We start from the raw sequence: 22,741 nt of genomic DNA, 5'->3' as shown, positions 1-22,741 counted from the left end.
TGCAGCAAGCGGCTTATTTTGCCAGATCAGATTTGAAATCACGCTTGTCATAACCGGTATACAGCTGACGAGGACGGGCAATTTTAATGCCATCGTCGTGCATTTCATTCCAGTGTGCAATCCAGCCAACGGTACGTGCCATGGCGAAGATAACGGTAAACATGGAAGACGGAATACCCATCGCTTTGAGAATAATACCAGAGTAGAAGTCCACGTTCGGGTACAGTTTTCTCTCGATGAAGTACGGGTCATTCAGCGCGATGTGTTCAAGTTCCATTGCCACTTCCAGCAGGCTGTTATCTTTCAGATCCAGCTCTCTCAGAACTTCATGGCAGGTTTCACGCATCACGGTGGCACGCGGATCGTAGTTTTTGTAGACGCGGTGACCGAAGCCCATCAGACGGAAAGAGTCGTTCTTATCTTTCGCGCGACGAATAAACTCAGGAATATGGTCTACGTTACTGATTTCTTCCAGCATTTTCAGTGCGGCTTCGTTAGCGCCGCCGTGAGCTGGTCCCCACAGTGAGGCGATACCTGCGGCGATACAGGCGAATGGATTCGCGCCTGAAGAGCCTGCGGTACGGACCGTTGAGGTTGATGCATTTTGCTCGTGATCGGCGTGCAGGATCAGAATTCTGTCCATCGCACGTTCCAGAATAGGATTCACTACGTACTCTTCACAAGGCGTAGAGAACATCATATTCAGGAAATTACCTGCGTAGGACAGGTCATTACGTGGATATACGAATGGCTGACCAATCGAATATTTGTAACACATCGCCGCCACGGTTGGCATTTTTGACAGCAGGCGGAAGGCGGCAATTTCACGGTGACGTGGATTATTAACATCCAGCGAGTCGTGATAAAACGCAGCCAGTGCACCGGTAACCCCACACAGTACAGCCATAGGGTGAGAGTCACGACGGAAGCCATTAAACAAACGGGTGATTTGCTCATGGATCATGGTGTGACGGGTCACAGTCTTGGTAAAGCTGTCAAATTGCTCCTGAGTCGGCTTTTCACCGTTCAGCAGAATGTAACAAACTTCAAGGTAGCTGGATTCAGTCGCCAGCTGGTCTATCGGAAATCCACGGTGCAACAACACACCGTTATCACCATCGATGAAGGTGATTTTAGACTCACAGGATGCGGTAGAGGTAAAACCCGGGTCAAAGGTAAAAATATTGTTAGAACCAAGACTACGGATATCTATTACATCTTGACCGATTGTTCCTTTCAGAACATTCAGTTCGATAGCATTATCACCATCTAGAGTGATTTTTGCCTTATTGTCAGACATTTACGGTCTCCTTAGCGCCTTATTTGTAAGACTGCCGGATGCCTGATTTGCACTACAGTCGCATTGTTTTATTACCCGTAATTTTATTTAGCTTTTAGCTCTGCGTAGAGTTGTACAGCCCAGGGTACAGAGCAATGGGCGCTTTCAGGTAACACTCGCTTTGGGGCGAACGACAGCAAATCAGGGTGTTAGCAGCCTGTATCATTTAAATCTTTATACCACTAATAACCGTCCTGATTACATGGGTCAATAGGTTCACACTGTTACATAACTATTCTTCAGGTGAAAGACTGACCCTATAACTTTTACGAATTATATGGCTTTTATAAAGCCGTTTGTAACAATATTGTTTTGGTTTTGTCAAATTAGATGGTTAAAATTTAAAATATTGTTGTTATCGTGATCCTGGTCACTGTTCAGAGCAAAACCCCGCAAACAGTATTGCTGTTAATTGTAATGATTTTGTGAAGAGCCTATACTCCCGCCAGGTCTCCGGAACACCCTGCTACCGGGAGCCACCCAGCGTTGTGGCCTGTTTTTTAGGTCTCGGGATGTAGCTGTATTTTGCGTAAAGCACAATGCACAGTTATATGAAATGAGCGCTGTCTGACCCCGAATGCAGATCCGGAGGAAGGAAACAATAAGAAGAGCATGTGGGCGCTATTCATGATAAGAAAAGTGAAAAAACAACGACCTGTCAATTTGGATCTGAAAACGATTCAATTTCCTGTTACTGCTATCGCTTCCATTCTCCACCGCGTTTCTGGTGTGATAACTTTTGTGGCGGTTGGCATCCTGTTGTGGCTATTAGGACAGTCTCTTTCCTCCCCTGAAGGTTTCCAGGCTGCATCTGCGGTCATGGGCAGCTTCTTCGCTAAGTTTATAATGTGGGGCATTCTTACCGCCCTCGCTTACCACGTTGTGGTAGGCATCCGTCATGTCATGATGGATATAGGTTGTCTGGAAGAAACATTACAAGTGGGCAAACGATCCGCGTATATCTCTTTTGTTATTACTGTCGTGCTTTCAATCCTCGCAGGAGTCCTCGTATGGTAAGCAATGCCTCCGCATTGGGTCGCAATGGTGTGCATGATTATATTCTGGTTCGTGCCTCTGCCATTGTCTTGACGCTGTACATTATTTACATGGTTGGTTTTTTTGCCTTTACCGGCGAATTAACTTATGAGATTTGGCGCGATTTCTTCGCCTCATCCTTCACTAAAGTGTTTACCCTGCTGGCACTCTTTTCGATTTTAATCCATGCCTGGATTGGCATGTGGCAGGTGTTGACCGATTACGTTAAACCGCTGGCTATCCGCCTGGTATTACAGTTTGCAATTGTTGCTGCATTGCTGGTTTACGTTCTTTATGGATTTGTTGTGGTGTGGGGTGTGTAATGAGTTTACCAATCAGAGAGTTTGACGCAGTTGTTATTGGCGCCGGTGGTGCAGGAATGCGTGCTGCGCTGCAAATTTCACAGTCAGGCCAAACCTGTGCCTTATTGTCTAAAGTGTTTCCAACCCGTTCCCATACCGTATCTGCGCAGGGTGGTATCACCGTTGCGTTAGGTAACACCCATGAAGATAACTGGGAATGGCACATGTACGATACCGTCAAAGGTTCCGATTACATCGGTGACCAGGACGCGATTGAATATATGTGTAAAACCGGTCCTGAAGCGATTCTGGAACTGGAACATATGGGTCTGCCATTCTCTCGTCTCGAAGATGGCACTATCTATCAGCGCCCATTTGGCGGCCAGTCGAAGAATTTCGGTGGTGAACAAGCGGCGCGTACGGCGGCCGCTGCTGACCGTACCGGACATGCCTTATTACATACGCTCTACCAGCAAAACCTGAAAAATCACACCACCATCTTCTCTGAGTGGTATGCACTGGATCTGGTGAAAAACGAGGACGGTGCTGTCGTGGGTTGTACTGCGCTGGATATCGAAACCGGCGAAGTCGTCTACTTCAAAGCGCGTGCGACAATACTGGCAACGGGTGGAGCAGGGCGTATTTATCAGTCGACCACCAATGCGCACATTAATACCGGTGACGGTGTTGGCATGGCCTTACGTGCTGGTGTTCCAGTGCAGGACATGGAAATGTGGCAGTTCCACCCAACCGGTATTGCCGGTGCAGGTGTTCTGGTGACCGAAGGCTGTCGTGGTGAAGGCGGTTACCTGCTGAATAAACACGGCGAGCGCTTTATGGAGCGTTATGCGCCTAACGCCAAAGATTTGGCGGGACGTGACGTTGTTGCCCGTTCCATCATGATTGAAATCCGTGAAGGTCGTGGTTGTGAAGGCCCGTGGGGACCTCATGCCAAACTGAAACTGGATCATTTAGGTAAAGATGTACTGGAGTCACGTCTGCCAGGCATTCTGGAATTATCCCGTACCTTTGCTCACGTTGACCCAGTGAAAGAACCTATTCCGGTCATCCCAACCTGTCACTATATGATGGGTGGGATCCCGACCAAAGTTACCGGTCAGGCTCTGACGGTGAATGCCGAAGGTGAAGACGTTGTTATCCCAGGCCTGTTTGCTGTCGGTGAGATTGCTTGCGTATCGGTACACGGTGCTAACCGTCTGGGCGGTAACTCGCTGCTTGACCTGGTGGTATTTGGTCGCGCGGTCGGCGTTCATCTGCATGAATCTATCGCTGAGCAAGGCGAATTGCGTGACGCCAGTGAAGCCGAAATTAACGCTGCGCTGGAGCGTCTGAACCGCTGGAATAATAATCGTAACGGTGAAGACCCGGTTCAAATTCGTAAAGCGCTGCAAGAGTGTATGCAGAACAACTTCTCGGTATTCCGTGAAGGCGATGCGATGGCCAAAGGCCTGGAACAGTTGAAAGCGATTCGTGAGCGTCTGAAAAATGCACGCCTTGATGACACCTCGACTGAATTCAACACCCAGCGTGTTGAGTGTCTGGAGCTGGATAACTTGATGGAAACTGCTTACGCAACGGCCGTTTCTGCTAACTTCCGTACTGAAAGTCGCGGGGCTCACAGTCGCTTTGACTTCCCGGAGCGTGATGATGCGAACTGGTTATGCCACAGCTTGTATCTGCCTGAGTCGGAAAGCATGACCCGTCGTGAGGTCAACATGCAACCGAAACTGCGTCCGGCGTTCCCGCCGAAAATACGTACTTATTAATAGCGGAGATGAGTCGATGAAACTCGAGTTTTCCATTTATCGTTACAACCCGGACGTTGACGATGCTCCGCGCATGCAGGAGTACGTACTGGAAGGGGAAGAAGGGCGCGACATGATGCTGCTGGACGCCCTGATGCAGTTAAAAGAAAAAGATCCGACCCTGTCGTTCCGTCGTTCCTGTCGTGAGGGTGTTTGTGGCTCTGATGGCCTGAACATGAACGGTAAAAACGGTCTGGCTTGTATTACACCGATATCCGCTCTGGGTAACGGCAAGCAAAAAATTGTTATTCGTCCACTGCCTGGGTTGCCGGTTATTCGTGACTTAGTGGTTGATATGGGACAATTCTATGCTCAATATGAGAAGATTAAGCCGTTTCTGCTGAACAATGGACAAAACCCGCCGTCTCGCGAGCATCTACAGATGCCAGAGCAGCGTGAAAAGCTGGATGGCCTGTACGAGTGTATTCTCTGTGCTTGCTGCTCCACCTCTTGTCCTTCGTTCTGGTGGAATCCGGACAAGTTTATCGGCCCGGCAGGTTTGCTTGCTGCTTATCGCTTCCTGATAGACAGCCGCGACACTGAAACGGAAGAACGTCTGGAAGGTTTAAGTGATGCTTTCAGTGTATTCCGCTGCCATGGCATTATGAATTGCGTTAGCGTGTGTCCTAAAGGTTTGAACCCGACAAAAGCGATTGGCCACATTAAATCGATGTTGTTGCAGAAGAGTGCTTAATCAGACGGCTCCCTCTCGATTGAGGGGGAGCGTTTTAAAAAGGCAGGAAACCTTTGAAAGCTGTCACCCTGACAGTTTTCAAAGGTTCCTTCGCGGGCCATTTGATAATGCTCGCAGCGAGTGAACCCTGGAACGTGTACTTCACGGTATACGTTATAGTTTCCACGGCGTAATAAGCATAATAATGCGTAAGGGATCACGATGCAGAACGGCGCAATGAAGCCCTGGCTGGACTCTTCCTGGCTGGCGGGCGCAAACCAGTCCTACATAGAGCAGCTCTATGAAGACTTCTTAACCGATCCTGACTCTGTTGATGCGCACTGGCGCACTCTTTTCCAGCAGTTACCTGGAACCGGAGCCAGACCAGATCAATTCCATTCTAAAACACGTGATTATTTTCGTCGTCTGGCGAAGGATGCCTCACGTTATTCCACCGCAGTCACCGATCCGGAAAATGACTCTAAACAAGTCAAAGTTCTGCAGCTGATCAACGCCTGGCGTTTCCGCGGGCACCAGGCGGCTAATCTGGATCCGTTAGGATTATGGAAGCAAGAGTCCGTACCGGATCTCGACCCTGCTTTCCACAATCTGACTGAAGACGATCTCCAGCAGACCTTCAATGTGGGTTCTTTTGCCGTAGGCAAAGACACCATGAAACTGGCTGATTTGATTGTCGCTCTGGAACAGACCTACGGCGGGTCGATTGGTGCAGAATATATGCACATCACCAACACTGAAGAAAAACGTTGGATCCAACAACGTATTGAGTCAGTGGCTGGAAAATCGACCTTTACTGCTGAGGAGAAAAAGCGCTTTCTCTCCGAACTGACTGCAGCAGAAGGTCTGGAGCGTTATCTCGGGGCTAAATTCCCGGGAGCCAAGCGTTTCTCACTGGAAGGGGGCGATGCCTTGGTTCCAATGCTGAAAGAGATGATCCATCACGCAGGCAAGAGTGGAACGCGTGAAGTGGTGCTGGGTATGGCGCACCGCGGTCGTCTTAACGTGCTAATTAACGTTCTCGGCAAAAAACCACAAGAACTGTTTGATGAATTCGCGGGCAAGCACAAAGAACATCTGGGCACCGGCGATGTTAAATACCATATGGGCTTCTCTTCTGAGTTTGAAACAGAAGGCGGTCTGGTTCACCTGGCGCTGGCGTTTAACCCTTCTCACCTCGAAATCGTGAGCCCGGTGGTTATCGGTTCAGTACGTGCTCGTCTGGACAGACTGGTAGAGCCTGGCAGCAATCAAGTTCTGCCAATCACTATCCATGGTGATGCCGCCGTCGCAGGACAGGGCGTGGTTCAGGAAACCCTGAATATGTCCAAAGCGCGTGGTTACGAAGTCGGCGGTACGGTACGTATCGTTATTAACAACCAGGTTGGTTTTACTACTTCAAATCCACTGGATGCGCGCTCTACGCCATACTGTACCGATATCGGTAAAATGGTGATGGCACCGATTTTCCACGTGAATGCGGACGATCCTGAAGCGGTGGCCTTTGTTACCCGTCTGGCACTCGACTTCCGTAATACCTTTAAGCGTGATGTCTTTATTGACCTGGTTTGCTACCGCCGCCACGGCCACAACGAAGCCGATGAGCCAAGTGCAACTCAGCCAGTGATGTACCAGAAAATCAAAAAACATCCGACCCCACGTAAACTTTACGCGGATAAACTGGAACAACAGCAGGTTGCGACGCTAGAAGATGCCACTGAAATGGTCAATCTTTATCGCGATGCGCTGGATGCCGGTGAGTGCGTAGTGAAAGAGTGGCGTCCGATGAACCTGCAATCTTTTGCCTGGTCTCCTTACCTTAACCATGAGTGGGATGAAGCTTACCCAAGTACGGTTGAGATGAAGCGTCTGCAAGAGCTGGCTAATCGCATCAGTACTGCTCCTGAAGCGGTAGAAATGCAATCTCGTGTGGCTAAAATCTACAGCGATCGCCAGGAAATGGCGAACGGCAGTAAGCTACTTGATTGGGGTGCTGCAGAAAACCTGGCTTATGCCACTTTGGTTGATGAGGGTATCTCTGTACGTCTGTCTGGTGAGGATGTGGGTCGCGGTACGTTCTTCCATCGTCATGCGGTTATCCATAACCAAACGAATGGTTCTACCTATATTCCACTGGCTAACGTTCATAATAGTCAGGGACAATTTAAAGTCTGGGATTCGGTGTTATCAGAAGAAGCTGTTCTGGCATTCGAATATGGCTATGCGACCGCGGAACCACGGACGCTGACTATCTGGGAAGCTCAGTTTGGTGATTTCGCCAACGGAGCTCAAGTGGTTATCGATCAGTTCATCAGTTCTGGCGAACAGAAGTGGGGACGTTTGTGTGGCCTGGTGATGCTGCTGCCACATGGCTACGAAGGGCAGGGGCCGGAGCACTCCTCTGCGCGCCTGGAACGTTACCTTCAGCTGTGCGCTGAGCAGAATATGCAGGTCTGTGTGCCTTCTACTCCTGCTCAGGTTTACCATATGCTGCGCCGTCAGGCACTGCGTGGTATGCGCCGTCCGCTGGTTGTTATGTCACCTAAGTCGCTGCTGCGTCATCCGCTGGCGGTTTCCAGCCTCGACGAACTCGCTAATGGAACCTTCCTGCCAGCTATCGGTGAAATTGATGACCTTGATCCACAAGGTGTGAAACGCGTCGTTCTGTGTTCAGGTAAGGTTTACTACGACTTGCTGGAACAACGCCGCAAAAACGATCAGAAAGATGTTGCCATTGTGCGCATCGAACAGCTTTATCCGTTCCCGACTCAGGCGGTACAAGAAGCGCTTAAACCGTTCGCTCATGTACATGATTTTGTCTGGTGCCAGGAAGAACCACTGAACCAGGGTGCATGGTATTGCAGCCAGCATCACTTCCGTGAAGTGATTTCGTTTGGGTCTGCTCTGCGTTACGCAGGTCGCCCGGCCTCCGCCTCTCCGGCGGTAGGATATATGTCCGTTCACCAGAAACAGCAACAGAATCTGGTCAATGACGCGCTGAACGTCGAATAAATTTAAGGGATAAATAATGAGTAGCGTAGATATTCTTGTACCTGAGCTGCCTGAGTCTGTAGCTGATGCTTCAGTGGCAACCTGGCATAAAAAACCTGGCGACAGCGTCAAACGTGACGAAGTGCTGGTAGAAATCGAAACTGACAAAGTGGTTCTGGAAGTCCCGGCGTCGGCTGATGGCATTTTAGACTCTATCCTCGAAGACGAGGGTAGCACTGTAACTTCTCGTCAGATTCTGGGGCGTTTAAAAGAAGGCAACAGCGCTGGAAAAGAGACCTCGGCTAAAACTGAGAGCAAAGAGTCGACTCCGGCTCAGCGTCAGCAAGCTTCTCTGGAAGAGCAAAATAACGACACTCTGAGCCCGGCAATCCGCCGTCTGCTGGCTGAGCATTCTCTGGATGCCAGCGCGATTAAAGGCAGCGGTGTCGGCGGTCGTATCACGCGTGAAGATGTTGAAAAACATCAGGCACAAGCTCAGGCTAAACAACCTGCTGCGGCTGCAGCACCTGTTGCACCACTGGCGGGTCGCAGTGAAAAACGTGTTCCGATGACGCGTCTGCGTAAGCGTGTAGCGGAGCGTTTGCTGGAAGCGAAAAACTCAACAGCAATGCTCACTACGTTTAACGAAGTGAACATGAAACCTATCATGGACCTGCGTAAGCAATATGGCGATGCCTTTGAAAAACGCCACGGTGTCCGTCTGGGCTTTATGTCTTTCTATATTAAAGCGGTTGTTGAAGCCCTGAAGCGTTTCCCGGAAGTTAACGCCTCTATTGATGGCGAAGATGTGGTTTACCACAACTACTTTGATGTCAGCATTGCGGTATCAACACCACGTGGTCTGGTTACTCCGGTACTGCGTGATGTCGATACTCTGGGCATGGCAGACATCGAAAAACGCATCAAAGAGCTGGCAGTTAAAGGTCGTGATGGCAAGCTGACGGTAGAAGAACTGACCGGTGGTAACTTCACTATCACCAATGGCGGTGTTTTTGGTTCTCTGATGTCCACGCCAATCATCAACCCGCCACAGAGTGCGATTCTTGGGATGCATGCCATCAAAGACCGCCCAATGGCGGTTGACGGCAAAGTAGAAATTCTGCCGATGATGTATCTGGCACTGTCCTATGATCATCGTCTGATCGATGGTCGTGAGTCAGTGGGCTATCTGGTCGCCATTAAAGAGCTGCTGGAAGATCCAACACGTCTGCTGCTGGACGTTTAGTCAATAAAGACTTTGGCGGGTGACGTTGTTCACCCGCCCGATGAAAAAATCTAACCTTACCCCCGAGCTGTAGTGCTCTTTATCTGGATGGATAGAACTCATGAACTTACACGAATATCAGGCGAAACAATTGTTTGCCCGGTCAGGTCTGCCGGCACCAGTAGGTTACGCCTGCACCACTCCGCGTGAAGCGGAAGAAGCAGCGTCGAAAATTGGCGCGGGTCCTTGGGTGGTGAAATGCCAGGTTCATGCTGGTGGCCGCGGTAAAGCGGGCGGCGTGAAAGTGGTTAACAGCAAAGAAGAAATCCGTGCTTTTGCTGAACACTGGCTTGGAAAAAATCTGATTACTTACCAAACTGATGCAAATGGTCAGCCGGTTAATCAGATCCTGGTTGAAGCTGCAACCGATATTGCGACTGAACTGTACCTGGGTGCGGTTGTTGACCGTAGCTCTCGTCGCGTCGTGTTTATGGCTTCCACCGAAGGTGGTGTAGAGATTGAGAAAGTTGCTGAAGAAACTCCGCACCTGATCCACAAAATCGCCCTTGATCCTCTGGCCGGCCCAATGCCGTATCAGGGACGTGAGCTGGCATTTAAACTGGGTCTGGAAGGTAAACAAGTTCAGCAGTTCACCAAAATCTTCATGGGTCTGGCGAATATTTTCCTCGACCGTGATTTAGCGCTGATCGAAATTAACCCGCTGGTTATTACTAAGCAGGGTGATTTGATTTGCCTGGATGGTAAACTGGGCGTTGATGGTAACGCATTGTTCCGTCAGCCAGAAATGCGTGAAATGCGTGACCCTAGCCAGGAAGACGTCCGTGAGTCTCAGGCTGCACAGTGGGAACTGAACTACGTTGCGCTGGACGGTGATATCGGTTGTATGGTTAACGGTGCGGGCCTGGCAATGGGTACCATGGACATCGTTAAACTGCACGGCGGCGAACCAGCAAACTTCCTCGATGTAGGCGGCGGCGCAACTAAAGAGCGTGTTACTGAAGCATTTAAAATCATTCTGTCAGACGAAAAAGTTAAAGCCGTACTGGTTAACATTTTTGGCGGCATCGTACGTTGCGACCTGATTGCTGATGGCATCATCGGCGCAGTAGCTGAAGTGGGTGTTAACGTTCCGGTTGTTGTTCGTCTGGAAGGTAACAACGCCGAACTGGGTGCGAAGAAACTGGCTGACAGTGGCCTGAATATTATTGCTGCGAAAAGCCTGACGGATGCAGCACAGCAAGTTGTTGCTGCCGTGGAGGGGAAATAATGTCCATTTTGATCGATAAAAACACCAAGGTAATTTGCCAGGGCTTCACTGGTAGCCAGGGGACTTTCCACTCCGAACAAGCTATTGCTTATGGTACGCAAATGGTTGGCGGCGTGACGCCAGGTAAAGGCGGCACCACGCACCTCGGCCTGCCGGTATTTAATACCGTGCGTGAAGCTGTAGAAGCGACTGGCGCTACCGCCAGCGTGATCTACGTTCCGGCACCTTTCTGTAAAGACTCGATTCTGGAAGCGATTGATGCTGGCATCAAGCTTATCATCACCATCACCGAAGGCATTCCTACTCTGGATATGCTGATTGTTAAGGTGAAACTGGATGAAGCTGGCGTCCGTATGATTGGACCTAACTGCCCGGGCGTTATCACTCCAGGAGAGTGTAAAATCGGTATCATGCCAGGCCATATCCATCTGCCAGGTAAAGTTGGTATTGTTTCACGTTCAGGTACCCTGACTTATGAAGCGGTTAAACAGACGACTGATATCGGTCTGGGCCAGTCTACTTGCGTCGGTATCGGCGGTGACCCGATCCCGGGTTCAAACTTTATCGATATTCTGAAACTGTTTGAAGCGGATCCGAAAACTGAAGCGATTGTTATGATCGGTGAAATCGGTGGTAGCGCAGAAGAAGAAGCTGCTGCCTATATTAAAGATCATGTCACTAAACCAGTAGTCGGTTACATCGCAGGTGTAACTGCACCTAAAGGCAAGCGTATGGGCCATGCTGGCGCTATCATTGCCGGTGGCAAAGGTACTGCTGACGAGAAATTTGCAGCCCTTGAAGCGGCTGGCGTTAAAACCGTACGCAGCCTGGCTGATATCGGCGAAGCGCTGAAAACTATTCTGCCACGCTAAGTCATAGTCCTGTTCAGGGCGCGACCGAGAGCAATATCAGGCCATCCTCAGGGATGGCCTTTTTTATGGGGTCTGGTGAGTGAAAGTTACAAATAGCACTCATTTTGTTTATTCAAGTTGCCATGTCATCATTAATGGTTATGATTGGGTCATAACTATGTGTGGTGATATGATTCAAGATACAGGGCTGGATTATCTGCTGGAACTGCATGGGAAAACGGTTTATCGGAATGATGGTTACTGGTGGAAAGTTGAGGTCTGGAAAGTCCAGGTATCCCGATTTATTCCCCACGGTATTCGATACAGTCTGACGCTTCACTATAAGTATAATACGCGGGTTTTTGGCATGGATAATGCGCATGCGGTTAAGTTGCCAAAGAAAGGAAAGTATTCAGGAAGGATTGTTTATGACCATGTTCATCGAAATCCGAGTGACAAAGGTTTCCCGTACGACTTTGTTTCGGCAGCACAATTAATTAGCGATTTTTTCGAGAAAATAGACGCAGTTATCGCTCAGAGAGAAAAGAGGTCTTTCATATGAAAGCACTGATAGGCGTTATGCCAGAAGAACAGATTAGAAAGAGAATGCTCTCTATCGTGACAGGAGAGCACAAGCCGGAGTCTGGGGAGCCAAAAATTTGGTTCACATCCATCAACGCCATAGGGCAGATACTCAGCAATGATAATATCGCTCTGCTAAGATTAATTGATGAGCAAAAGCCTGAAACTATCACCGAGCTTGCTGAGAGAGTCGGAAGGAAAAAAAGTAACCTTTCAGTAACGCTGAAAACGCTGCAGTCCTACGGTTTTGTCAGACTTGAAAAGCAGGGTAAAAGCGTTAAACCGATAGCTTTATTTACTGATTTTGATATCCAGATAAAGCAGGAATTTATCTGTAAATTTGAAGAAAAAGTCGCTTGAGGGCAGCCCGTAATACACGAGTTGTTTTGTATGTGTTAAACATACGAATCGCTTCAGAAAAGTATCTCTCCCGGTTTTGAGCCTTTTCCTCAACAAAACCCGCTGTTTTATTTTGATTATATTAAATTTCCGTTAAGTTAAAAAATTAAACTTGCGGATTACTAATTAACGACTATGCACCATTCAATAGAATTAAATATACATTTCTTTAACATCCCGCCAACGATTGAATACCAGTGTGTAAAATAATTAACAAACCTAATTAAATTGAGCTGGATCAATAAGTAAAGAAGTGGATAAAGGTATAAATATTCGGAAAATGTTTTAGATCAAACTGGCTAAAAAGTGATAATTTATCTATAAATGAGACATTGTCTAGAAACGCAAAAAACATTCAGCGAATACCTATTTATTGTAAGGTCATTGCGGGGTAATATATTTGCGACCTGTATCATTTATTTTTTAACGTGTTTGTAACCTTTACCTTTGGGGCCGTTTTTTAAATATTTTCGGTTATCAAAGGGTGTGCGGAAGCAAATGTTTTTGTATTAGGGCATACGTTGTGGCGCGATTTTTCGTTCCACGTGTGGAGTCTTCATGCGAAGAGCAAGGAGTCAAGATGTTGGATATTGTTGAACTGTCGCGATTACAGTTTGCCTTGACCGCGATGTACCATTTCCTTTTTGTGCCACTGACGCTGGGTATGGCGTTCCTGCTGGCCATTATGGAAACGGTATATGTTTTGTCTGGCAAGCAAATTTATAAAGATATGACCAAGTTCTGGGGCAAGTTGTTTGGTATTAACTTTGCCTTGGGTGTAGCTACTGGTCTGACAATGGAATTCCAGTTCGGTACTAACTGGTCTTACTATTCTCACTATGTGGGTGATATCTTCGGTGCGCCTCTGGCCATTGAAGGTCTGATGGCATTCTTCCTTGAGTCAACCTTTGTGGGTCTGTTCTTCTTTGGCTGGGATCGTTTGAGCAAAGTGCAACACCTGGGTGTGACCTGGCTGGTTGCTCTGGGTTCAAACTTCTCCGCACTGTGGATCCTGATAGCCAACGGCTGGATGCAAAACCCTATCGCGGCAGATTTCAACTTTGAAACCATGCGTATGGAAATGCTGAGCTTCTCTGAGCTGGTGTTTAACCCGGTTGCTCAGGTGAAGTTCGTTCACACCGTGGCAGCAGGTTATACCTGTGGCGCAATGTTTGTGCTCGGTGTCAGTGCCTACTACCTGCTTAAAGGACGCGATATTGCTTTTGCAAAACGTTCTTTTGCTATCGCTTCTGCTTTCGGTATGGCAGCTGTTCTGTCTGTTATTGTACTGGGCGATGACTCCGGTTATGAGCTTGGTGACGTACAGAAAACCAAACTTGCTGCGATTGAAGCCGAATGGGAAACGCAACCCGCTCCTGCTTCTTTCAACTTGTTCGCCATTCCTAACCAGGATACGCAATCAAACAGCTTCACGATTGAAATTCCGTATGCTCTCGGTATTATCGCCACCCGTTCACTGGACAAGCAGGTTACTGGTCTGAAAGAACTGATGGTGCAGCATGAAGAGCGTATCCGTAACGGGATGGTTGCATATAAATTGCTGGAACAGTTACGTACCGGTTCAGCCGATCCAGCGGTACGTGAAAGTTTCAACGAAATCAAAAAAGACCTCGGTTATGGCTTGTTGCTTAAGCGCTATACCGAAAATGTCTCTGATGCGACCGAAGAGCAAATTCAGTCAGCGGTAAAAGATTCTATTCCTGAAGTTCTGCCTCTGTACTTTGCCTTCCGTATCATGGTGGCTTGTGGACTGCTGATGCTGGTTCTCATTGCTGCATGTTTCTGGAGTACTATTCGTAATCGTATTGGTGAGAAAAAATGGCTGCTGCGTACTATGATCTACAGCATCCCGCTACCATGGATTGCCATCGAGTCCGGTTGGTTTGTTGCTGAATATGGCCGTCAGCCTTGGGTCGTGGGTGAGGTTCTGCCAACAGTAATGGGACACTCAGCACTGGAAAGAAGCGATCTTATTCTCTCCATTGGCCTGATTTGTGGTCTTTACACCTTGTTCCTCGTCGCAGAGCTCTTCCTGATGTTCAAATTTGCTCGCCTTGGGCCGAGCAGTCTGAAAACAGGTCGTTACCACTTTGAGCAGTCCACAGTGGCTTCTAAAACGGCACACTAAGACAGGAGTTCTCAAATGATCGATTACGAAATATTGCGTTTTATTTGGTGGCTGCTGATTGGCATTCTGCTGATAGGTTTTGCTGTCACCGATGGTTTTGATATGGGGGTCGGTATGCTGTCGCGCGTTATCGGTCGCACCGACGTCGACAGACGTATCATGATTAACTCCATTGCTCCTCACTGGGACGGTAACCAGGTCTGGCTTATCACGGCTGGCGGTGCATTATTTGCTGCCTGGCCTCAAGTGTATGCTACCGCATTTTCCGGCTTCTATTTTGCGATGATTCTGGTTCTGGCATCACTGTTCTTCCGTCCGGTTGGCTTTGATTACCGTTCCAAGATCGAAGATAACCGCTGGCGTGGTATGTGGGACTGGGGCATCTTTATCGGTAGCTTTGTTCCACCGCTAGTGATTGGTGTTGCCTTTGGTAACCTGTTGCAAGGTGTCCCTTTCACCATTGATGAGTATATGCGCATCAGTTATACCGGTACCTTCTTCCAGCTGCTGAATCCTTTTGCACTGTTAGCGGGCGTAGTCAGTTTGTTTATGATTCTGGCTCAAGGTGCAACTTACCTGCAAATGCGTACTGTTGGTGAACTTAACATACGCTCTCGTGTTTCAGCGCAAATCTCAGCGCTGGTGACGATGGTTGCGTTTGCTCTGGCTGGCGTCTGGGTTATCTACGGTATTGATGGTTATGTGGTGACTTCTGTCCTTAACCATACCGCACCGTCTAATCCACTGAATAAAGAAGTCGTTCAACAGGCAGGAGCCTGGCTGGTTAACTTCAATAACGCGCCAATATTGTGGGTGATACCGGCACTGGGTGTACTGCTGCCGCTGCTGACTATTCTGATGTCTCGTCTGAATCGTCCGGCGATGGCGTTCTTGTTCTCATCACTGACTATTGCTTGTGTGATCCTGACTGCGGGCATCGCTATGTTCCCATTCATTATGCCATCCAGCATTATGATGAACGTGAGCCTGACCATGTGGGATGCAACATCTAGTCAGCTGACGCTGAACGTGATGACCTATGTTGCGATTATCTTCGTTCCAATCATTCTGATTTACACCACCTGGTGTTACTGGAAAATGTTTGGCCGAATCACTAAAGAGCACATTGAAAGCAACACCCACTCTTTGTATTAATCGGGAGATAGTTATGTGGTATTTTGCATGGATCCTGGGAACGCTTCTGGCTTGTGCATTCGGTGTCATCACTGCTTTGGCTATTGAGCAGTTAGAAGACAACAAGACCGGAAAAGAAGAACACTAATGAAATCCATTATCGCAAAATTATATGCGGTAATGGATAAGGGCCCCTTGCGGGCCCTGTCCTTAGTGATGGCATTGTGGCTTGCGGGAATGATTTTTTGGGACCCAAGCCGCTTTGCAGCAAAGACCAGTGAATTTGAAATCTGGCATGGTTATGTCCTGATGTGGGCAATCTGTGCCGGAGTCGTACACGGCGTCGGATTTCGTCCGCGTAAGCTGCGCTGGCAGACCTTTTTTTGCCCGTTACTGGCTGACATCGTTCTGATTGCTGCCCTGGTTATGCTCTTCGCTTAGTTACATTTCCGCCAGATATTCTCAGAAAAAAATTATGAGTTTTCATAAGCTCATAATTTTTTACTCAACGTTAATCTCAACCCATTCCAAAGCCGCATTCTCTTGCGTATAGTAACTGCGTTTAATGATATTTCCGGATTGTATTGTGAGTACATCGCTATTTTCATGGCCGGTACGTGTTTACTACGAAGACACGGATGCCGGTGGTGTTGTTTATCACGCCAGTTACATTGCTTTTTATGAACGAGCACGTACCGAGATGCTGCGTAAGCAAGGTTTTAGTCAACAAATGTTGCTTGCTGAGCATGTGGCTTTTGTGGTGCGCAAAATGACCGTTGAGTATCTTGCGCCAGCACGACTCGATGATTTACTCGAAATTCAAAGTGAAGTTAAATCTATGCGAGGCGCTTCTATGGTGTTTTCGCAGCGGATAATTAACGCCGAAAATCAGGTTCTCAACCAGGCTGAGGTTTTGATTGTCTGTGTTGATTTATCCCTTATGAAGCCTCGTGCGCTTCCCAAGTCTATTGTCGCGGAGTTCAAGCAGTGACTGACATGAATATCCTTGATTTGTTCCTGAAGGCTAGCCTTCTGGTCAAACTCATCATGTTGATTTTGATTGGTTTTTCTATAGCATCATGGGCAATCATCATTCAGCGTACGCGTATCCTTAATGCCGCAAGCCGTGAAGCAGAAGCTTTTGAAGATAAGTTCTGGTCTGGTATCGAATTATCACGTCTGTATCAGGAAAGCCAGGGGCGTCGTGATAACCTGGGCGGTAGCGAGCAAATATTCTATTCCGGTTTTAAAGAGTTTGCCCGTTTGCATCGCGCCAATACCCACGCGCCAGAAGCGGTGGTTGATGGTGCTACCCGTGCCATGCGTATTTCCATGAGCCGTGAGCTGGAAAGCCTTGAAACCCATATTCCTTTCCTCGGTACGGTGGGTTCGATCAGTCCTTATATCGGCCTGTTCGGTACTGTCTGGGGCATTATGCATGCCTTTATCGCACTGGGTGCGGCTAAGCAGGCAACCTTACAGATGGTCGCTCCAGGTATCGCAGAAGCGCTGATAGCAACCGCTATTGGTTTGTTTGCGGCTATTCCGGCGGTAATGGCGTACAACCGCCTTAACCAGCGCGTGAATAAACTGGAACTGAATTACGACAACTTTATGGAAGAGTTCACGGCTATCCTGCACCGTCAGGCTTTTACCAGCAGCGAAAAGCAGTAACAAGGGGTAAGTCATGGCCAGAGTCAGACGTGGTCGTCGTGAGCTAAAATCGGAAATTAATATTGTTCCGTTATTAGATGTGCTGCTGGTGTTGCTGCTTATTTTTATGGCAACAACGCCTATCATCACGCAAAGTGTTGAAGTAGACCTGCCGGATGCGACAGATTCTCAAACCGTCAGCACTAACGACAACCCACCCGTTATTATTGAAGTTTCGGGAATAGGGCAGTATAGCGTCGTTATTGAAAAGGATCGTATGGAACAGTTGCCTGCCGAGCAGGTTGTTGCTGAAGTTCAGCAGCGCCTGGAAGCTAATCCAAAAACGGTGTTTTTGATTGGTGGGGCGAAAGAAGTTCCGTATGACGAAATTATCAAAGCGCTAAATCTGTTGCATCAGGCAGGCGTTAAGTCCGTTGGTTTGATGACTCAACCCATCTGATCCATCTTGCGTATAACGTTTGGATATCGATAGTGTCAAAGGCAACTGAAGAAAACGCTAAATTTAAACGATCGCTATCCTGGTCAGTCGTGTTTCATGTGGTATTGATAGCACTGCTGATCTGGAGCTCGTTTGATGAACATATTGATACATCTGCCAGTGGTGGCGGATCGTCTATTGACGCCGTCATGGTCGATCCTGGTGCTATAGCACAAAACTATAATCGACAGCAGCAACAGCAGACTGACAGCAAACGTAAAGCTGAACAGCAAGAAAAACAGGCTCAACGACAGGCGGAAGAGCTTCAGGAAAAGCAGGCTGCTGAACAACAGCGTCTGAAAGAACTGGAAAGGGAACGCCTGGCGGCAGAGCAGCAGACTAAACAGCAGGCTGAGCAACAAAAACAGGCAGAAGCCGCGGCAAAACAAGCCGAGGTCGCTGCTAAGCAGGCTCAGGAGCAACAGAAACAGGCGGAAGCCGCTGCTGCAAAAGCGCAGGCTGAAGCCAAAGCGCAGGCCGATGCAACAGCTAAAGCTCAGGCTGAAGCAGCAGCCAAAGCCGCAGCCGATGCAAAAGCTGCTGCCGAAGCTGCGAAAAAAGCGGCGGCGGATGCTCAGAAAAAAGCAGTAGAAGAAGCCGCAGCAAAAGCTGCAGCCGCTGAAGCTGTAAAACAAGCCGCGGCTGAAAAAGCGGCTACTGAGAAAGCCGCTGCTGCTAAAGCTGCTGCCGCTGAAAAGGCTGCGAGCGATAAAGCCGCTGCTGCAAAAGCCGCCGCTGCGGAAAAGGCTGCTACAGAGAAAGCCGAGGCAGCAAAAGCCGCTGCTGCTGAAAAAGCTGCCGCTGCCAAAGCCGCTGCCGCCGAAAAAGCGGCTGCAGAGAAAGCCGCTGCTGCCAAAGCTGCCGCTGCTGAAAAGGCCGCCGCAGATAAAGCCGCCAAAGCAGCTGCAGATAAGAAAAAAGCCGATGCGGACAAAGCTGCTGCGAAAAAACAAGCTGAAGGGGTTGACGATCTCTTCGGTGACTTAAGTTCTAGTAAGAATGCGCCGAAAACCGGGGGGGCTGCACAAGGAAATACTGCATCTTCTGCCGGAGCTGGTAAAAGTAGTGGACCGTCGAAGGCGGAGATTGACGGTTACGCGGGGCAAATAAAAACTGCTATTCAGAGCAGACTTTATGATGCCTCGTCCTATGCTGGCAAAACCTGTACTTTGCGGATAAGAATGGCTCCGGATGGTTTGTTACTGGACGTTAAATCTGAAGGTGGCGATCCTGCGTTATGTCAGGCCGCTCTTGCGGCAGCCAGGCAGGCTAAAATCCCTAAACCGCCGAGTAAGGCTGTTTATGAAGTGTATAAAAATGTCCCTCTCGACTTTAAGCTGTAGAAAACTTTTTCTCGCATAATTGAGAAAAGTAACCAAGCTTAAATAACAGAGAACAGCGATTATTTGACATTCTGCTAGATTATCGCGGGTATACTACCCGGATAAGGGAGATATGATGAAGCAGGCATTACGTGTAGCGTTTGGTTTCTTAATGCTGTGGGCAACGGTGTTGCATGCAGAAGTGCGTATCGAGATAACCGAAGGGGTTGACTCGGGGCGTCCTATTGGCGTTGTTCCTTTCCAGTGGAGCGGCACGGGTGCCGTACCTGAAGATATCGCCGGTATCGTAGCGGCGGATTTACGCAACAGCGGTAAATTTAATCCACTGGCAAGCGCACGTTTACCGCAACAGCCGGGTTCAGTAGGTGAAGTACAACCTGCTCTCTGGAGTGCTGTCGGGATTGACGCTGTTGTTGTCGGTCAATTAACCGCAAACCCGGATGGCAGCTATACTGTTGCTTATCAGTTAGTCGATACCGTGGGCGCACCGGGAACCGTTCTGGCCCAGAACTCCTACAAAGTTGATAAAAAATGGCTTCGCTATGCTGCTCACACCGCGAGTGATGAAGTTTTTGAAAAGCTGACCGGGATTAAAGGCGCATTCCGTACCCGTATCGCTTACGTGGTGAAAACCAATGGTGGTGAGTTCCCGCATGAACTGCGTGTGTCTGACTACGATGGTTACAACCAGTTTGTGGTTCACCGTTCGCCTCAGCCACTGATGTCACCCGCCTGGTCTCCGGACGGTAGCAAACTGGCTTATGTGACCTTTGAAAGCGGCCGTTCTGCGCTGGTGGTTCAGACGCTGTCTAATGGTGCTATCCGTCAGATTGCTTCATTCCCGCAGCATAACGGCGCACCTGCGTTTTCACCTGATGGTAGCAAACTGGCGTTTGCCCTGTCGAAAACTGGTACTCTGAACATCTATGTGATGGACTTGAACTCTGGACAAATCCGTCAGGTAACCAACGATCGCAGCAGTAATACCGAACCATCATGGTTCCCGGACAGTCAGAATCTGGCCTACACTTCAGGTCAGTCAGGTCGTCCACAAGTTTATAAAATTAATGTCAACGGCGGAAGCGCACAGCGTCTGACGTGGGAAGGTGCTCAGAATCAGAATGCTGATGTGAGCTCCGATGGCAAATTAATGGTGATGGTCAGCACAAACAGCGGACAGCAACATATCACCAAACAAGATCTGGAGACGGGTGGCGTGATGAATTTAACGTCGACGTTCCTGGACGAAACGCCAAGTCTGGCACCTAACGGCACGATGGTAATCTACAGTTCCTCTCAAGGAATGGGTTCCGTGTTGAATTTGGTTTCAACAGATGGGCGTTTCAAAGCGCGTCTTCCGGCAACTGATGGACAGGTAAAATTCCCTGCCTGGTCGCCGTATCTGTGATAACAATAAATTGATTATTAAAGGATCAAAGAAATGCAACTGAATAAAGTGCTGAAAGGGCTGCTTATTGCTCTGCCGGTTATGGCCATCGCGGCATGTTCTTCTAACAAGAGCGCCAACAATGACCAGAGCGGTGAAGGTATGTTGGGTGCCGGCACTGGTATGAGTAACGGCAGCGTATCTTCTGACGAGCAAGCTCGTCTGCAGATGCAACAATTGCAGCAGAACAACATCGTTTACTTCGGTCTCGACAAATACGACGTGAGCCCTGAGTTTGGTAATATGCTGGATTCCCACGCAAACTTCCTGCGTAGCAACCCATCATACAAAGTGACCGTAGAAGGTCATGCGGATGAGCGCGGTACCCCAGAGTACAACATCTCCCTGGGTGAACGTCGTGCTAACGCTGTTAAAATGTACCTGCAAGGTAAAGGCGTTTCTGCTGACCAGATCTCTATCGTTTCTTACGGTAAAGAAAAACCTGCAGTACTGGGCCATGACGAAGCGGCTTACGCTAAAAACCGTCGTGCCGTACTGGTTTACTAAGAGCATCACATGATTGGTAGCTTCAGAACTCACCTGTTGAGTCTGTCGCTACTGGTTGGCATAGCGGCTCCATGGGCCGCTATTGCACAAGCGCCAATCAGTAGTGTCGGCTCTGGCTCGGTTGATGACCGAGTCACCCAGCTTGAGCGTATTTCTAATGCTCATAGCCAGCTTTTAACTCAGCTCCAGCAACAGCTCTCTGATAGCCAGAATGATATCGACACCCTGCGTGGTCAGATTCAGGAAAGCCAGTATCAGTTGAATCAGGTTGTAGAGCGTCAAAAAAGTATTATGTTGCAAATAGACAGTCTGGGTAGTGGCAATGCAGCAGCAAGTGCTAGCGGTAACTCAGCGTCAACAACGGCGACACCTGACCAGAATGCGGCAGCAGCAGCTCCTGCTGCCGCTGTTCAGGGAAATGATGCCAACAGCGATTACAATGCGGCTATCGCCTTGATGCGTGACAACGCTCGTCAGGATGAAGCTATTGCTGCTTTTCAGCAGTTTGTAAAGGCTTACCCGGATTCAACTTATTTGCCTAATGCAAATTACTGGCTCGGTCAGCTTAATTACAACAAGGGTAAAAAAGATGATGCGACGTTTTATTTCGCGTCTGTAGTCAAAAACTACCCTAAATCACCCAAAGCCTCAGACGCCATGTTGAAAGTCGGGATTATCATGCAAGACAAAGGTGATAAGGCTAAAGCAAAAGCGGTCTATCAGCAGGTGGTTAAACAGTATCCTGGCAGCGACGGCGCTAAACAAGCGCAAAAGCGTTTAACCGGTTTGTAATGTTCGCGTCCTGACCAGAAGTTGTCGTTTTTCTGGTCGCGCCGCGTAAAAATCCAGCAGTCGTGTGATTTTGTTAGAAATATTTGTTGCGTCAAATTCTTAAATCAGTAATATATGCCGCCGTTGCCCAGTGATGTTGTTACTAGCTGGAAAGCATGCTAAATCGGGTCGTTAGCTCAGTTGGTAGAGCAGTTGACTTTTAATCAATTGGTCGCAGGTTCGAATCCTGCACGACCCACCAATTTAGCATTGCAAACAACATGTTGTATCGAGAGTAGTAAGAGTAAATCGTAAGTACGGGTCGTTAGCTCAGTTGGTAGAGCAGTTGACTTTTAATCAATTGGTCGCAGGTTCGAATCCTGCACGACCCACCAATTACGAAATATTCTGATGCAGCAAGCAGTAATGTAGTACACCGCAAGTGCGGGTCGTTAGCTCAGTTGGTAGAGCAGTTGACTTTTAATCAATTGGTCGCAGGTTCGAATCCTGCACGACCCACCAATGTAGAAAGGCGCCCTAAAGGCGCCTTTTTGCTATGCGTAATTCGGGCGGGGTTCGAACCTGCAGCAGGTTCGGGTGAAGCGAAGCGTAACAACGTTGCGCAGCAACGGCCCGAAGGGTGAGGCCGCAGGCCGAGTCATCCTGCACGACCCACCAATGTAATAAGGCGCCCTAAAGGCGCCTTTTT

Annotated in this window: 22 protein-coding genes, 3 tRNA genes and 1 other RNA gene; 25 read left to right on the top strand and 1 reads right to left on the bottom strand. The window is 48.7% G+C overall.

From position 1 onward, the window contains the following. Positions 1–13: 13 nt before the first annotated feature. Positions 14–1,300 (bottom strand): citrate synthase, encoded by a 1,287-nt coding sequence (locus M2387_RS13015; protein ID WP_259049938.1) that lies wholly within the window; start codon positions 1,298–1,300, stop codon positions 14–16. A gap of 651 nt (positions 1,301–1,951) precedes the next feature. Here M2387_RS13015 and sdhC point away from each other — a divergent pair. The 25 genes from sdhC (at position 1,952) to M2387_RS12890 (ending at position 22,710) form a co-directional block, all read left to right on the top strand. Then, positions 1,952–2,356 carry a succinate dehydrogenase cytochrome b556 subunit gene (sdhC, locus tag M2387_RS13010; RefSeq protein ID WP_259049933.1) on the top strand — a complete coding sequence of 135 codons (405 nt, stop codon included), beginning with the start codon at positions 1,952–1,954 and terminating at the stop codon, positions 2,354–2,356. Beyond that, a complete protein-coding gene (sdhD, locus tag M2387_RS13005; RefSeq protein WP_259049931.1) occupies positions 2,350–2,697 on the top strand; it encodes a succinate dehydrogenase membrane anchor subunit in 348 nt (115 codons plus the stop codon). The genes sdhC and sdhD overlap by 7 nt, the downstream gene beginning before the upstream one ends. Continuing rightward, the gene (sdhA, locus tag M2387_RS13000) at positions 2,697–4,463 is read left to right on the top strand and encodes a succinate dehydrogenase flavoprotein subunit (protein WP_259049928.1); all 1,767 of its coding nucleotides are present in this window, start codon (positions 2,697–2,699) and stop codon (positions 4,461–4,463) included. Before sdhD ends, sdhA begins: the two co-directional genes overlap by 1 nt. A 16-nt stretch (positions 4,464–4,479) precedes the next feature. Beyond that, positions 4,480–5,196: a succinate dehydrogenase iron-sulfur subunit gene (locus tag M2387_RS12995; protein ID WP_259049919.1), complete on the top strand. Its 717-nt coding sequence runs from the start codon at positions 4,480–4,482 to the stop codon at positions 5,194–5,196. A 201-nt stretch (positions 5,197–5,397) separates the two neighbouring features. After that, entirely contained in the window at positions 5,398–8,205 is a 2,808-nt protein-coding gene (gene sucA / locus M2387_RS12990; protein ID WP_259049917.1) for a 2-oxoglutarate dehydrogenase E1 component, read from the top strand. A 16-nt stretch (positions 8,206–8,221) separates the two neighbouring features. Next, on the top strand, positions 8,222–9,430 hold the full coding sequence (gene odhB / locus M2387_RS12985; protein WP_259049915.1) for a 2-oxoglutarate dehydrogenase complex dihydrolipoyllysine-residue succinyltransferase: 1,209 nt from the start codon (positions 8,222–8,224) through the stop codon (positions 9,428–9,430). A 100-nt stretch (positions 9,431–9,530) separates the two neighbouring features. Continuing rightward, positions 9,531–10,697 carry an ADP-forming succinate--CoA ligase subunit beta gene (gene sucC, locus M2387_RS12980; protein ID WP_259049907.1) on the top strand — a complete coding sequence of 389 codons (1,167 nt, stop codon included), beginning with the start codon at positions 9,531–9,533 and terminating at the stop codon, positions 10,695–10,697. Further along, positions 10,697–11,569 carry a succinate--CoA ligase subunit alpha gene (gene sucD / locus M2387_RS12975; protein WP_259049904.1) on the top strand — a complete coding sequence of 291 codons (873 nt, stop codon included), beginning with the start codon at positions 10,697–10,699 and terminating at the stop codon, positions 11,567–11,569. Before sucC ends, sucD begins: the two co-directional genes overlap by 1 nt. 79 nt (positions 11,570–11,648) lie before the next feature. Further along, entirely contained in the window at positions 11,649–12,110 is a 462-nt protein-coding gene (locus tag M2387_RS12970; protein WP_259049902.1) for a DUF6516 family protein, read from the top strand. Continuing rightward, on the top strand, positions 12,107–12,490 hold the full coding sequence (locus tag M2387_RS12965; protein WP_259049900.1) for an HVO_A0114 family putative DNA-binding protein: 384 nt from the start codon (positions 12,107–12,109) through the stop codon (positions 12,488–12,490). The genes M2387_RS12970 and M2387_RS12965 overlap by 4 nt, the downstream gene beginning before the upstream one ends. Positions 12,491–13,109: 619 nt before the next feature. Continuing rightward, on the top strand, positions 13,110–14,678 hold the full coding sequence (gene cydA, locus M2387_RS12960) for a cytochrome ubiquinol oxidase subunit I (RefSeq protein ID WP_259049897.1): 1,569 nt from the start codon (positions 13,110–13,112) through the stop codon (positions 14,676–14,678). A gap of 15 nt (positions 14,679–14,693) precedes the next feature. Continuing rightward, positions 14,694–15,833, top strand: coding sequence for a cytochrome d ubiquinol oxidase subunit II (gene cydB / locus M2387_RS12955; RefSeq protein WP_259049895.1), 1,140 nt, complete (start codon positions 14,694–14,696; stop codon positions 15,831–15,833). A 13-nt stretch (positions 15,834–15,846) separates the two neighbouring features. Further along, positions 15,847–15,960 carry a cytochrome bd-I oxidase subunit CydX gene (gene cydX / locus M2387_RS12950; protein ID WP_259049893.1) on the top strand — a complete coding sequence of 38 codons (114 nt, stop codon included), beginning with the start codon at positions 15,847–15,849 and terminating at the stop codon, positions 15,958–15,960. Further along, entirely contained in the window at positions 15,960–16,253 is a 294-nt protein-coding gene (gene ybgE, locus M2387_RS12945; RefSeq protein ID WP_259049892.1) for a cyd operon protein YbgE, read from the top strand. The genes cydX and ybgE overlap by 1 nt, the downstream gene beginning before the upstream one ends. A 145-nt stretch (positions 16,254–16,398) precedes the next feature. Then, positions 16,399–16,803, top strand: a complete 405-nt coding sequence (gene ybgC / locus M2387_RS12940) for a tol-pal system-associated acyl-CoA thioesterase (protein ID WP_259049891.1) — start codon at positions 16,399–16,401, stop codon at positions 16,801–16,803. Beyond that, complete coding sequence (gene tolQ / locus M2387_RS12935) at positions 16,800–17,486, top strand: Tol-Pal system protein TolQ (protein WP_259049890.1); 687 nt, start codon at positions 16,800–16,802, stop codon at positions 17,484–17,486. The genes ybgC and tolQ overlap by 4 nt, the downstream gene beginning before the upstream one ends. 13 nt (positions 17,487–17,499) lie before the next feature. After that, the gene (tolR, locus tag M2387_RS12930) at positions 17,500–17,925 is read left to right on the top strand and encodes a colicin uptake protein TolR (protein WP_259049889.1); all 426 of its coding nucleotides are present in this window, start codon (positions 17,500–17,502) and stop codon (positions 17,923–17,925) included. A gap of 32 nt (positions 17,926–17,957) precedes the next feature. After that, positions 17,958–19,307, top strand: a complete 1,350-nt coding sequence (gene tolA, locus M2387_RS12925) for a cell envelope integrity protein TolA (protein ID WP_259049888.1) — start codon at positions 17,958–17,960, stop codon at positions 19,305–19,307. Positions 19,308–19,422: 115 nt separating this feature from the next. Next, on the top strand, positions 19,423–20,715 hold the full coding sequence (gene tolB, locus M2387_RS12920) for a Tol-Pal system beta propeller repeat protein TolB (protein WP_259050560.1): 1,293 nt from the start codon (positions 19,423–19,425) through the stop codon (positions 20,713–20,715). 33 nt (positions 20,716–20,748) lie between these two features. Next, entirely contained in the window at positions 20,749–21,261 is a 513-nt protein-coding gene (pal, locus tag M2387_RS12915; RefSeq protein ID WP_259049887.1) for a peptidoglycan-associated lipoprotein Pal, read from the top strand. 9 nt (positions 21,262–21,270) lie between these two features. Beyond that, positions 21,271–22,053 carry a cell division protein CpoB gene (gene cpoB / locus M2387_RS12910; RefSeq protein WP_259049886.1) on the top strand — a complete coding sequence of 261 codons (783 nt, stop codon included), beginning with the start codon at positions 21,271–21,273 and terminating at the stop codon, positions 22,051–22,053. A 165-nt stretch (positions 22,054–22,218) separates the two neighbouring features. Then, positions 22,219–22,294: transfer RNA gene (locus M2387_RS12905), tRNA-Lys, on the top strand. Positions 22,295–22,351: 57 nt separating this feature from the next. Further along, positions 22,352–22,427 (top strand) — tRNA-Lys (locus M2387_RS12900). A gap of 51 nt (positions 22,428–22,478) precedes the next feature. Then, positions 22,479–22,554: transfer RNA gene (locus tag M2387_RS12895), tRNA-Lys, on the top strand. A 31-nt stretch (positions 22,555–22,585) separates the two neighbouring features. Then, a non-coding RNA gene (locus M2387_RS12890) (RtT sRNA) lies at positions 22,586–22,710 on the top strand. Positions 22,711–22,741 lie beyond the last annotated feature (31 nt).

The sequence above is a fragment of the Klebsiella sp. BIGb0407 genome (assembly GCF_024807845.1).
In the GTDB taxonomy this organism is placed as follows: Bacteria; Pseudomonadota; Gammaproteobacteria; order Enterobacterales; family Enterobacteriaceae; genus JGM124.
Note: the sequence above shows the minus strand (reverse complement) of the source record. Positions and strands in the feature narration are given on the sequence as shown.